This window comes from Kribbella sp. NBC_00359 (assembly GCF_036097425.1).
Lineage (GTDB): Bacteria > Actinomycetota > Actinomycetes > Propionibacteriales > Kribbellaceae > Kribbella.
In genome coordinates this window covers 8,230,720-8,242,970 of record NZ_CP107975.1, presented here as the reverse complement: position 1 = coordinate 8,242,970, position 12,251 = coordinate 8,230,720, and the positions used below count along the sequence as shown (strand labels likewise).

Sequence of the window (12,251 nt, the reverse complement as noted above, 5' to 3'; positions counted from 1 at the left end):
GAGAGGATGTCGGCATGCGAGTGCTGATTGCGCCGGACAAGTTCGCGGGCACGTTGACGGCCGTGGAGGCGGCCGCGGCCATCGAGGAAGGGTGGCGGCGGCGGGATCCGGAGGCCGAGGTACTGGTGGCGCCGATGGCGGACGGCGGGCCCGGTTTCATCGACGTACTGTCGGAGGTCGTCGACGGGACGCTGCTGTCGGTAACCGTTCGCGGACCGCTGGGCGACGACACCCCGGCGACGGTGCTGCTCGCGGGCGAAACGGCGTACGTCGAGACCGCGCAGGCCTGCGGGTTGCACCTGGTGGAGCCGAAGCTGCGCCGGCCCGAGGACGCGACGACGTACGGCGTGGGTCAGCTGATCGCGGCCGCGGTCGACGCCGGGGCGAAGCGCATCATCCTCGGACTCGGCGGCTCCGGCACGAACGACGCCGGTGCCGGCCTACTCGCCGCCCTCGGCGCAACAGCAACAAGCGGTTCTCAGACGACCGGCGGTGATCAAGCAGCCGGCGGTGATCAAGCAGCCGATGGTGGTCAGGCGGCCGATGGTGGTCAGGCAACTGGCGGTGGTCAGGCAGCCGATGGTGGTCAAGCAGCCGGTGGTGGTCAAGGGGCCGAGGGTGGTCGGGTGAGCGGCGGTGAGCCGGCGGCGGGTGCGTCGAGTGGTCGGCTGGATGCTGGGGCGGCTGGGCTGGCCGGGTTGACCTCGGTGGATCTGGGGCCGGCTCGGGCGCGGATGGCGGGGATCGAGTTCGTCGCGGCGAGTGACGTCGAGAACCCGATGCTCGGGCTCCGTGGCGCCACCAACATCTTCGGAACCCAGAAGGGAATCACCGACGACCGCAAGCCCCAGGTCGACGGATGGCTGACCCACTTCGCCGAGCTGGCCGACCGGAAGACCGCGGACAAGAAGGGCGCCGGCGCCGCGGGCGGGCTCGGGTACGCGCTGCTGCTGCTCGGCGCCGAGCGGGTGTCCGGGATCGACCTGGTCGCGGAGCTGACCGGGCTGAAGGAGAAGGCGTCGCGGGTGGACCTGGTGCTCAGCGGCGAGGGTGCGTTCGACTTCCAGTCCCGCGACGGAAAGGTGATCGCCGGGGTCGCGAAGGTGGCGAACGACGCGATGCGGCCCTGCGTCGTACTGGCCGGGAAGGTCCTGATCGGGTCCCGCGAGATGCGCACGATGGGCGTCGAGTCGGCGTACTCGCTGGTGGACCTGGTCGGCGAGGAGCGCGCCTTCGCGGATCCTCACGGATCGCTCGCGGCGGTTGCGGAGCGTGTTGCCCGCACCTGGGCGCGCTGACCAGCCTGTGACCGGGGTAGTTGATCCTGGAAATTGGTGTGCGACCATGGGAATGGTTCCGGATCGGCGCTTGTTGGTGCGGAATGACAGCGGACTTTCCGCGCACGGCCGCCTGCCACGCGGCCGGGCGCTCACGAGATGACTGGAGTCAGGAATGACTGAAGCGCAGACCGAGCAGGCCGTCGCCACGGGTGTGATCCTCACCGACGGGGCCGCCGCCAAGGTGAAGGCGCTGCTCGAGCAGGAAGGTCGCGACGACCTCGCGCTGCGGGTCGCCGTGCAGCCGGGTGGATGCTCCGGCCTGCGGTACCAGCTGTTCTTCGACGAGCGTCAGCTCGACGGCGACGTGGTCGCCGGCTTCGGTGGCGTGAACGTCGTGACGGACCGGATGAGCGCGCCGTACCTGAAGGGCGCCTCGATCGACTTCGTCGACACGATCGAGAAGCAGGGCTTCACGATCGACAACCCGAACGCCACCGGCTCCTGCGCCTGCGGCGACTCGTTCAACTGATCTACCGCCGAAGCCCCGCTCGCCACAATAGGCAAGCGGGGCTTCGTCATGCCCGGATCAGTGCGCCGAGGCTCCCTCGCGGGCCCGCTTCGGCAGCAGCCAGGTGACCGCGAGGCTGATCAGGAACATCCCGATCGCGACCAGCACAGCCGTCTTGGTGGCGCCGAGGAACGCGTGCGCCGGCAGCAGCTGGAAGAAGATCGTGCCGATCACCGCGACCCCGATCGCGCCGCCGAACTGCTGCATAGCGGTTAATACGCCGGATGCCGAGCCCGCGGCCTGGTCGTCGATCGATGCCAGGATGATGTCGAACAGCGGCGCGAACACCACGCCGGCACCGATCCCGGTGGCGAGAGTCGCCGGCACCAGATTCCAGATCGTCGTCGCATCGCCGTACGTGTGCAGGGTGAACCAGACCCCGCCCATCGCCAGCGTCATCACTGCGACGCCCAGCTGTAGCGCCTTCCGCCCGAGCTTCGGAGCGAGCAGACCTCCGGACAGCGGCGCGCCGATCGCGATCCCGAGCGAGAACGGCACCATCGCGAGGCCGGCCTTCAGCGGGCTGTAGTGCAGTCCGAGCTGGGTGAACAGGTTGAAGACCAGCATGAAGCCGGACATCGCCAGGAAGAACGTGGTGATCACGCCGAGGCCGGCGACGTACCCGCGGTTGCGGAACAGGGACGGGTCGATCACCGGGTTGCCGGACCGGCGCTCACGCCGGCCGAACAGGACGAACGTCGGCACCGACGCGACCATCATCAGGATTGTCCACAACGGCCAGCCGAGCTCGCGGCCCTGGACCAGCGGGTAGATCAGCAGACCGGACGCGAGGCTGACCAGGATCACACCGGCCGCGTCGAGCCGGGACGCGCCCGGCGTCTTCACCTCGGGCATGAACCGGAGCGCGCCGACCAGGGCCGCGATGCCGATCGGGACGTTGATGAAGAAGATCATCCGCCAGCCGGCGTCGAACCAGTTCGCGTCGATCAGGGCGCCGGCGATGATCGGGCCGGCCACAGCCGACAGGCCCATCACGGGCCCGAACATCGCGAACGCCTTGCCGATCTCTTCCGCCGGGAAGACCGCCTTCAGGATCGCGAAGCCCTGCGGGATCATCACTGCGCCGAGCAGACCCTGCGCGACCCGGCTGCCGATCAGCAGCTCAGGGCTTGTCGACAATCCGCAGATCGTGGAGGCGAGCGTGAACCCGACGGCGCCGATCAGGAAGAGCCGGCGCCGGCCGACCAGGTCGCCGAGCCGGCCGAAGCTGATCAGCCCGATCGCGAACGCCAGCGTGTACCCGGCCAGCATCCACTGCATCGCCGACTCCGACCCGCCCAGCTCGGCCCGGATCGACGGCGCCGCGATGTTGACGATCGTCGCGTCGACCAGGTCCATAATCTCGGCGATCAGCACGGTCGCGAGCACGAGCCAGCGCCAGCGGTACGGCGTACTCGCGGAGCCGGTTGGTGGTTGGGCGGTTGGGTTGCCTGGGGTGGCAGGCGTGGCCGGGTCGGCCGAGGAGGTGGCGGTCGAGGTGCTCATCGGTGGCTCCTGGGATTTGGCGAACGGTGTTCGTTGACGAACACTGTTCTACGCGCGAACAGTGTTCCTGTCAAGTACGGTGTTCGCTACAGTGGGGCCATGACCCAGTCGCCGTGGCAGCCGATCAGTCCCGAGAAGCCCGTCCGCGCGGCCCGCGAGCCGCTGACCCGGGAGCGGATCGTCGACGCGGCCATGCGGGTGCTGGTCGAGCAGGGGTACGAGGCCGTGTCCATGCGCAAGGTCGCCTCGGCGCTCGGGACCGGACCTGCGTCGCTCTACGCGCACGTCGCGAACAAGAAGGAGCTCGATCAGCTGCTGGTCGACCGCGCGGCGCAGGACATGAAGCTCCCGGAGACGCCGGATCCGGAGCGCTGGCAGGAGCAACTGAAGGACGCGATGCGTGAACTGCTCCGGGTGATGCGGGCGAACCCAGGCGTCGCCCGAGCCGCGATCGGCCAGGTACCGCTGGGGGAGCGGGCCCTGCTCAGCACCGAACGGATCCTCGGCATCCTCAAGGCCGGCAACCTCCCCGACCAGGCCGCCGCCTGGGCCGTCGACCTGATCCCCCTCTATGTCACGGCGATCGCCTTCGAGGAGAGCGTGCAGGGAGCCGCCGGCTGGACCGAAGCAGACGTCGAAACCTTCGTCGCCGGCCTCCGCAACTTCTTCGCCTCCCTCCCCGCCGACCGCTACCCCCTGACCATCGCCCTAGCCGCCCCCCTCACCTCCGGCGCCACCACCGACGCCCGCTTCGAATTCGGCCTAACCGTCATAGTCGCCGGCCTAGCCGCCCTCTCCGAAACCCCATAACCCACCCCACCCCGGCCCCCGACCCATTTCCCCACCTCCCGGCCCATGCCTCCCGGGCTTGTGCCGCGCGAGCCGCCCTCGCCGAAGAGCCGCAACCCAGCCCGCGCCCCAACCCTGCGCCGCGTCCGGCGTCTCCCGGCCCGCGGGGGCGCCCTCCCGTCCTCGCCGAAAGAGCCGCGATCCCCGGCCCGTACTTCCCGGGCCTGTGCCGCGCGAGCCGCACTAGCCGAAGAGCCGCAACCCAGCCTGCGCCCCACCCCTGCGCCGCGTCCGGCGTCTCCCGGCCCGCGCGGCGCGGCCGAGCCCCCGGGCGCACCTCCCCGGGCCTACCTCGCCGGCTCGCACCATTCCGGCCCGTACCTCACGACCTGCGCGGCGCTCTACCCGCCCGAAAGCGCCGCAATCCCCAGCCCGGCGCCTCGGCCGCACTTCCCGGGTCTACCTATTCGCCGAGGCCCGACTGCTCGCCGAGGCCCGACTGCTCGCCACAGCCCGACTACTCGCCAAGGCTTGATGGCTCGATCGGCTCTTGGAGTTCGGTGACCCAGCCAGCCGGGTCCTCCGGGCAGTCGAGGTACAGCTCCCGCGCAGGCTCGCCGGACCGATAGCCGTTGTCGTCGATCCACCGAGCCAGCGCCTGCCACGCAGGCAGCACTTGGTCGATCGGCCCCCGATACACCAGCGTCGCAACTCGCACCGCCGGCAAATCAATCACCTCAAGCCCATTGAGGTTGCCGCCACGCCGTTCCGCGTTGCCACCACCCCGTTCCACGTAGCCGCCGCCCTGCGCGTTGCTACCGCCGCCCTGCGCGTTGCTACCGCCGCCCTGCGCGTTGCTACCGCCGCCCCGCGCGTTGCTACCGCCGCCCCGCGCGTTGCTACCGGCCCCTTCCGCCTTGCCACCGGATCGTTCCGCGTTGCTGACAGCCCGTTCCGAGGTGCCCGGAGCCCGTTCGGTGTTGTCGCCAGCCACCTCCTGGTTGCTGTCTGCTCCATTCAGGTTGCTGCCGGTATCGACAGTGGCTGGGACAGTCGCGCGTACGACGACCTCGTCCTCATCGTCGCCCGACTGCGGTCGCGACCGTTCGTACAAACAGGTCAAGCGGCCGACCGGTCGGACATCAGCATCGGGGAGTCGGCAGCCGAGTTCGTCACAGAGGGGACGGACGACCGGGCTGATGTCCTCCGGCGTGAAGCTCGCAGCCGTTGTGGTCAGTCCGACCAGCCGGATCGCAGGCAGTTCCTTGATCACCACGTCGGCGGAGGGCAGGTCCCCCGTGATGCCACGCAGCCGCGACTCGACTTGCGCAAGCCGGGCATAGCTCTCGGCGACGGTCGACTCCAGTTCCGCGCGTCGGATTGTCAACAATGCGCGCAGCTCGGCCGGGCTGATCTCGTCCGCGATCATCGTCCGCACCTGCTCGAGCCCGAACCCGAGATCCTTCAACGCGACGATCCGGTTCAGATCGGCGAACTGCCCTGCGGTGTAACTGCGGTAGCCCGTCGTCGGATCGACGTACGCCGGCCGCAGCAGCCCAATCGCGTCGTAGTGCCGCAACATCCGAACCGACACCCGCCCATGCCGCGCAAACTCCCCGATGGCGAACAATCCCCACTCCCTTCCAACTCGACGCTAACCCACCCCCATCCGAGCGGAGGCTCGCGCCCGCCCATCCGAGCGAGGTTCGTACCCGCCGATCTGAGTCGAGGTTCGCGTCCCCCGATCTGAGTCGAGGTTCGCGCCCGCCGATCTGAGTCGAGGTTCGCGTCCCCCGATCTGAGTCGAGGTTCGCGCCCGCCGATCTGAGTCGAGGCTCGTACCCGCCGATCTGAGTCGAGGCTCGTACCCGCCGATCTGAGTCGAGGCTCGTACCCGCCGATCTGAGTCGAGGCTCGTACCCGCCGATCTGAGTCGAGGCTCGTACCCGCCGATCTGAGTCGAGGCTCGTACCCGCCGATCTGAGTCGAGGCTCGTACCCGCCGATCTGAGCCGTGGCTCGCGTGCGCCCATGTGAGCCGAGGTTCGCGCGCTCCCGTCCGGGGCGAGGTTCGCGTGCTCCTGTTCGGGGCGAGACTCGCGTGCTGCTGTCCGAGATGACGCTTGCGCGTCGCCAGCGGCGGGTCTCGCCGGCTCGAGCAGCTGGCGAGTGGCTCAAGCGGTGAGCAGTTCTGCGAAGGTGATGGGGGTGTCGTCCTCGTGCCACGGACCGATCACCTGGGCGCCGACGGGCAGACCGTTCGGCGTCTGGCCGATCGGCATGCTGAGCGCGGGATGACCGATCAGCGAGGCATGGGCGATCCAGAACGCCTGAGCGTCGTACCGCTGCTCGCCGTACGACGTCTTGATCGTCCGCTCCTCGAACGGCCGGTCGTCGTGGGGGAACGCGGCCGTGAAGCTGGTCGGACACACGAACACGTCGACATCCTCGAAGTACTGCTGCCACTTCTGCCGCGCGACCATCCGCCGACGCTCCTGCTCGACCACCTCGGCGAGACTCGCGGACGACAGCGCGCCGCCGTGCAACGCGAAGAACAGTTCGACGTGGGATCCGAACTCCTCGGCCTGCTCCTCGGGATCGACCCCGTCGGGCCAGCCCTCGACGATCTTCGCGCCACTCCGACCGAGCCGATCGATCGTCTCGGACAGCACCGCGCCAACCTCACTCGACACGGGCGCGGCCGCATGGTCGGACACAACGCCGACCCGGAAGTCCGCGAGCCGCTGCCGCCGCGATGGGCGAAGCTCCCACGAGAACGGCGCCGCCGGGCCTCCGGTCACCTGCAGTGCCGTTCGCAGGTCCGCGGCCGATCGCGCGAGTGGTCCGATTGTCGACAAGTTCGGGAACTCGTTCGGCAGTTCCGGCGGGCCTGGCACTTGGAATCCCTGCAGTGGGACCAGTCCGGTGGTCGGCTTCAACCCGTAGACACCGCAGTACGCCGCGGGCAGCCGGATCGACCCGACGAGGTCCGACCCGTACTCGAGGTAGCTCAGTCCCGCGGCCAGCGCCGCCGCGCCACCTCCGCTCGAGCCGCCCGGCGTACGGGTGAGGTCGGCGGGATTGTTCGTCCGCCCGTAGATCTCGTTCGAGGTCTGCCCGAAATCCGCGAGCATGGTGTGGACATTGCTCTTGCCGACAATGATCGCGCCGGCCCGGGTGAGTCGTTCGACCACAGTCGCGTCCCGATCCGCGACGTACTCCGCGAACTCCGGATCGCCCCACGTCGTACGCATCCCTGCGACGTTGAAGCACTCCTTGATCGTCATCGGTACGCCGTGCAGCGGCCCGACCGCGCGCCCCTCCGCGACCGCCACATCAGCCGCATCCGCGGCCCGCAGTGCAAACTCCGCCCGTGTCTCCACGATGGCGTTCACCGCGTCGTCATCCGCGATCTGCGTCAGCACGTCCTCGGTCACCGCCCGCGACGTGACCTCACCGCGCCGAATCCGCCCCGCAATCTCCGTAGCCGTCATCATCATGCCGCCGGTCTACGCCCTCACACAGTGTCAGAGTCAACCAACCCACCAGCCCCCGAAAGAAGTGGGCTCTAGCCGACACCCCGCGGCTAATCGCGGTCCGCCAACCGCTAACGCTGACCGCCGAACGCTGCCGCTGCTGACGCCGACCGCGAACGCCGACCGGTGCCGCTGTTGCTGAACGCCGACCGCTCACCGCCGACCATTGCGGTCGCCCGCTGCGACCGCCCAACGACGCCGACCGGTGCCGCTGTTGCTGAACGCCGACCGCTCACCGCCGACCACTGCGGTCGCCCGCTGCGACCGCCCAACGACGCCGACCGCTGCCGCTGTTGCTGAACGCCGACCGCTCACCGCCGACCACTGCGGTCGCCCGCTGCGGCCGCCCAACGACGCCGACCGCTGCCGCTGGCCGGTGATCGCTGACCTCCGGAAGCGGGGCAGGCTTGGGGACCTAGGACAGGTCCTCGGGACCGATGACCTGCTATTTCCTGTCTCAGCACCCGTCGTGGGATGTCAGCTCCCTAGAGCCGGGAGCAACGCAGTGTTCGGCGGCATGCACTCGGCGCCCAGGTGGCAGATCGATCGCGGAGGGCAGGTCGTCAGAGACCGGGACCGGCTTGCATGCCCGCTCGTAGCCGAGCTGACAGCCTCGTACGACCCAGCTGATTAGTGGGTGAGGCGGGTGATGGCGTCTTCCATGTGGGCGGCCAGGAGGTCGTCGGCTTGGAGGTGGTCGCCGGCGCGGATGGCCTCGGCGATGTGTCGGTGTTCGTCGACGCGGGCCTCGGCGCCCGAGTACGTGATCTCGAGGGCGTGGATGCACATGCGGGTTTCGGTGATGAGGGTTTTGTGGATTCGGGTCAGGCGGGGGCTCGCGGCCAGGTGGACCAGGAGTTCGTGGAAGGCGATGTCGATCTCGCCGACGGCCGCTGGGTCGCCTTCGGCTTCGCTCATCTTGCGGACGAGGGCCAGGAGTTCCTCGCCAGCAGCTTCGTGGTCGCCGGCGACGACGCGGCGGGCGGCAGTGCGTTCGATCGCCTCGCGGGCCAGGTACATGTCGCGGATCTCGTCCACTGTCATGTCGATGACGAACAGGCCGCGGTTCCGGATCGGGACCAGCAGGCCTTCCTGGGTGAGCCGCTGCATTCCTTCCCGGAGCGGCCCGCGGCTGACGCCGAGCTTGCGGGCCAGGTCCGCCTCGCCGAGCTGGGCGCCGGGCTTGAGCTCGCCGGCTCCGATCGCCTTGCGCAGTTTGTCGGCGATGATGCTCGGCGTCGACTCCTGCGTCAGCGGCTCGATGTAACTGGTCACGCGTACGTCCCCCTTGATGAAAACGCGCAAATAGGTAGATTGTCGACAATGCTATCCCCAGACAACCTCGCCGCTGGACGGGTCGATCCGCGGGCAGGCTCCGGTCTCGGGTACGACGTCGCGCGGCTGGCGGCCGGTCTTCGCCGGGAACTCAAGGGGTCCGTGGCGGACGACCGACGGACCCGGGCGCTCTACGCGACGGACGGTTCGAACTATCGCGCCGTACCGGACTTGGTCGTGGTACCAGCCGATGCCGAGGAGCTGGCGATCGCGGTCACGCTGACCGCGGCGGCCGGGGCGCCGGTGGTGCTGCGCGGCGGGGGTACGTCGATGGCCGGCAACGCGATCGGTGGCGTGGTGATCGATGCGTCGCGGCATGTGAATCGGATTCTGGACATCGACCCGGGCGCGCGGACGGCGGTCGTCGAGCCGGGGGTTGTCTTGACGGACCTGCTGGCGGCGGCGAAGCCGTACGGCTTGGCGTTCGGGGCGGATCCGTCGTCGGGGAGCCGGGCGACGCTCGGCGGGATGATTGCCAACAATGCGTGCGGGGCGCATTCCGTGGCGTGGGGGACGACTGCCGACAATCTGCAATCGCTAGATGTGGTGCTTGCCGACGGCACCAGGATGACGGTCGGGTCCACCGGAGACCGCGCCGAGTGTGCGGCGAGGCCCGGGCGTGAGGGGGAGGTGCACCGGGCGCTGCAGGCGCTCGTGGATCGGAACGAGTTGCTGATCCGGCGGAGGTTCGGGCAGTTCAGCCGGCAGATCTCTGGGTATGCGCTGCATCGGTTGTTGCCGGAGTACGGGTACAACGTCGCGGCACTGCTCTCCGGGAGCGAAGGCGGGCTGGCGGCGACGCTGCGGGCTACGGTGCGGTTGAGTGAGTTGCCGAGGGCAAAGGTTTTGTGTGTGCTCGGGTTCGGGGACTCGATCAGTTCGGCGGACTGTGTGCCGATCGTGTTGCGGCATCACCCGCTGACGATGGAGTCCATCAACAGCGACCTCGTCGAGCGCCTGCCGTCGGAGGTCCGCGATGCCGCGGTGCGCGCCGGGTTGCCGGCGGGGAGGGCGTGGTTGCTCGTCGAGATGGGCGGAGACGACGAGGTGCTGGCCGCCCGCGCCGCCCAGGCCATGCTCGACGACCTCCGCGACTCCGCCCCACCCACGACAACCACCGGCCCGGCCTCATCCGCCGCCGGCTCATCCGCCGCGACCCCGTCCGGCGCAGGCTCGGGTTCACCTGCTGCCGGCTCATCGACGGCCTCGTCCGGGGCAGTCGCGGGCTCGGGTTCACCTGCTGCCGGCTCATCGGCCGCGGCCTCGACCGGGGGAGCACTGGGCTCGGGATCACGGGCTGCCGGCTCAGCCGCGGCCAGCTCAGGCGAGTCCGGGTCAGCCGCCGCTGGCGCGCTCGCGGGCGGTTCATCGGGCGCCGCTTCGTTCGGGGTGACCGCGGGGTTGGGCTCGGTGGGGGGTGGGGCGGCTGCGACTGCCAGTCTGGTGACGGATCCGGGGGCTCAGGCTGTTTTGTGGCGGTGTCGGACGGATGCGGCTGGGTTGGCTACTCGGCGGGCGGATGGGGCTGAGGCGTGGGGTGGTTGGGAGGACGCCGCCGTACCGCCTGCGCGGTTGGGTGCTTACCTCCGTGGGCTTGACGAATTGCTTGGCCGGCACGGCCTGTCCGGTGCGTCGTACGGGCATTTCGGTGAGGGCTGCATGCACATGCGGATCGACTTCGACCTGCTCAGTACGCGCGGCATCGCGACGTACCGGGAGTTCGTCGAGCAGGCGACGGAGCTCGTGGTCGGGTTGGGCGGTTCGGTCTCCGGTGAACACGGGGACGGGCGGGCGCGGTCGGAGTTGCTCAGCCGGATGTACGGCGCCGACGGGGTGCGGCTGTTCGCGGAACTGAAGGAGATCTGGGATCCGGCGCGGGTGATGAACCCCGGCATGATCGTCGACCCGCCGCCGCTCGACCTGGCGATCCGTCACGACGGGCCGGCGAAGGATCGTCGATTGCCGACAATCTTCACGTATCCGGACGATAGGGACGACTTCGCGCAGGCGCAGCGCCGATGTGTGGGGATCGGCAAGTGCCGGCAGAGTTCGGGCGGCGTAATGTGCCCGAGTTATCAGGTGACGCACGACGAACTGCATTCGACCCGCGGCCGCGCGCACCTGCTCTGGGAGATGCTGCAGGGCGACGTGATCGCGGACGGCTGGCGGTCGACCGAAGTACGCGATGGGTTGGACCTTTGCCTGTCCTGCAAGGGATGTCTGTCCGATTGCCCGGTCAATGTGGACATGGCGACGTACAAGGCCGAGTTCACCCACCATCACTACGCGCGGCGTCCGTGGGCGCGTCCGTTGTCGCATTGGTCGATGGGGTGGCTGCCGTTGTGGGCGCGGCTCGCGTCGCCGGTGCCGGGGCTGGCGAATCGTTTTGCGAGGGCGCGGCTGACCAAGCGGCTTGGTGGGATCGCGGCCGAGCGCGAAGTCCCGCCCTTCGCCGGGCAGACCTTTACCTCTTGGTTTGCTGCTCGTGGGGGTTCGTCGACCGGTGGCAGCAAGGTGGTGTTGTGGCCGGATACGTTCACCGATCACCTGGCGCCTGAGATCGGGCGGGCGGCGGTCGAGGTGCTGGAGGCGGCCGGGTTCGAGGTGGTACTGCCGGACAAGCCCGTGTGCTGCGGTCTGACCTGGATCTCGACCGGGCAGTTGAAGAAGGCTCGGCGCGTCCTCAAACGTTCGCTGCGGATCCTCGCGCCGAATCTCGCCGCGGGTACGCCGATCGTGGGTCTCGAACCGAGTTGTACTGCGGCCCTCCGGCACGACGCACCTGATCTGATTGTCGACAATCCACTCGTCGACCAGGCGGCGCACGCAACGCGGACCTTCGCTGAGTTCCTGGTCGAGTCGGGTTGGGAACCACCGCAGGTCGGGGGAGAGGCGCTGGTGCAGACGCATTGCCATCAGCACGCCGTACTCGGGTTCGACGCCGATCGCCGGCTGATGGCGGCGGCCGGCATCGACGCCACCGTGCCCGACTCCGGGTGCTGCGGCCTGGCCGGCAACTTCGGGTTCGAGCGCGACCACTACGACGTCTCGAAGGCGATCGGTGAGCGCGTCCTGCTCCCCGCCGTACGAGCGTTGCCCGAAGCAACCGCCGTACTGGCCGACGGCTTCAGCTGCCGCACCCAGATCGCCCACGGGACCTCACGCCGAGCCCACCACCTAGCCGAACTCCTCGCAACTGGGGTTGACCCGGTTCGACGGACACGGTTGGTGTGAGGTC

The 12,251-nt window shown here is 69.2% G+C and carries 8 protein-coding genes and 1 pseudogene; 4 read left to right on the top strand and 5 right to left on the bottom strand.

Annotated features, from left to right (window positions below; genetic code table 11):
- Positions 1-14: 14 nt before the first annotated feature.
- Together OG876_RS39940 and OG876_RS39935 are read left to right on the top strand one after the other, a co-directional pair.
- Complete coding sequence (locus OG876_RS39940) at positions 15-1,298, top strand: glycerate kinase family protein (protein ID WP_328521927.1); 1,284 nt, start codon at positions 15-17, stop codon at positions 1,296-1,298.
- A 154-nt stretch (positions 1,299-1,452) separates the two neighbouring features.
- A complete protein-coding gene (locus OG876_RS39935; RefSeq protein ID WP_328521926.1) occupies positions 1,453-1,809 on the top strand; it encodes a HesB/IscA family protein in 357 nt (118 codons plus the stop codon).
- A 57-nt stretch (positions 1,810-1,866) separates the two neighbouring features.
- Here the strand turns inward: OG876_RS39935 and OG876_RS39930 are convergent, their stop codons facing one another.
- Positions 1,867-3,354 (bottom strand): DHA2 family efflux MFS transporter permease subunit, encoded by a 1,488-nt coding sequence (locus OG876_RS39930; protein WP_328521925.1) that lies wholly within the window; start codon positions 3,352-3,354, stop codon positions 1,867-1,869.
- Positions 3,355-3,453: 99 nt separating this feature from the next.
- On the opposite strand from OG876_RS39930, the gene OG876_RS39925 reads away from it, so the two are divergent.
- Positions 3,454-4,164: a TetR/AcrR family transcriptional regulator gene (locus tag OG876_RS39925; RefSeq protein WP_328521924.1), complete on the top strand. Its 711-nt coding sequence runs from the start codon at positions 3,454-3,456 to the stop codon at positions 4,162-4,164.
- Between the two features lie 496 nt (positions 4,165-4,660).
- Here OG876_RS39925 and OG876_RS39920 read toward each other — a convergent pair whose 3' ends face one another.
- From OG876_RS39920 to OG876_RS39910, 4 genes and pseudogenes are all read right to left on the bottom strand, one after another.
- Entirely contained in the window at positions 4,661-5,572 is a 912-nt protein-coding gene (locus OG876_RS39920) for a GyrI-like domain-containing protein (RefSeq protein WP_328521923.1), read from the bottom strand.
- 3 nt (positions 5,573-5,575) lie between these two features.
- Positions 5,576-5,773 (bottom strand): annotated as a pseudogene (locus OG876_RS44190) (MerR family transcriptional regulator); the annotation flags it as partial.
- Positions 5,774-6,316: 543 nt separating this feature from the next.
- A complete protein-coding gene (locus OG876_RS39915; RefSeq protein WP_328521922.1) occupies positions 6,317-7,642 on the bottom strand; it encodes an amidase family protein in 1,326 nt (441 codons plus the stop codon).
- A gap of 666 nt (positions 7,643-8,308) precedes the next feature.
- Positions 8,309-8,953: a GntR family transcriptional regulator gene (locus tag OG876_RS39910; protein ID WP_328521921.1), complete on the bottom strand. Its 645-nt coding sequence runs from the start codon at positions 8,951-8,953 to the stop codon at positions 8,309-8,311.
- 48 nt (positions 8,954-9,001) lie between these two features.
- On the opposite strand from OG876_RS39910, the gene OG876_RS39905 reads away from it, so the two are divergent.
- A complete protein-coding gene (locus tag OG876_RS39905; protein WP_328521920.1) occupies positions 9,002-12,247 on the top strand; it encodes an FAD-binding and (Fe-S)-binding domain-containing protein in 3,246 nt (1,081 codons plus the stop codon).
- Positions 12,248-12,251: the final 4 nt, after the last annotated feature.

Excerpts from the sequence above, each read along its gene's own strand:
- OG876_RS39915 (WP_328521922.1), bottom strand. The coding sequence starts at position 7,642 with ATGATGATGACGGCTACGGAGATTGCGGGGCGGATTCGGCGCGGTGAG.
- OG876_RS39905 (WP_328521920.1), top strand. The coding sequence starts at position 9,002 with ATGCTATCCCCAGACAACCTCGCCGCTGGACGGGTCGATCCGCGGGCA.
- OG876_RS39930 (WP_328521925.1), bottom strand. The coding sequence starts at position 3,354 with ATGAGCACCTCGACCGCCACCTCCTCGGCCGACCCGGCCACGCCTGCC.
- OG876_RS39940 (WP_328521927.1), top strand. The coding sequence starts at position 15 with ATGCGAGTGCTGATTGCGCCGGACAAGTTCGCGGGCACGTTGACGGCC.
- OG876_RS39920 (WP_328521923.1), bottom strand. The coding sequence starts at position 5,572 with ATGATCGCGGACGAGATCAGCCCGGCCGAGCTGCGCGCATTGTTGACA.
- OG876_RS39925 (WP_328521924.1), top strand. The coding sequence starts at position 3,454 with ATGACCCAGTCGCCGTGGCAGCCGATCAGTCCCGAGAAGCCCGTCCGC.
- OG876_RS39935 (WP_328521926.1), top strand. The coding sequence starts at position 1,453 with ATGACTGAAGCGCAGACCGAGCAGGCCGTCGCCACGGGTGTGATCCTC.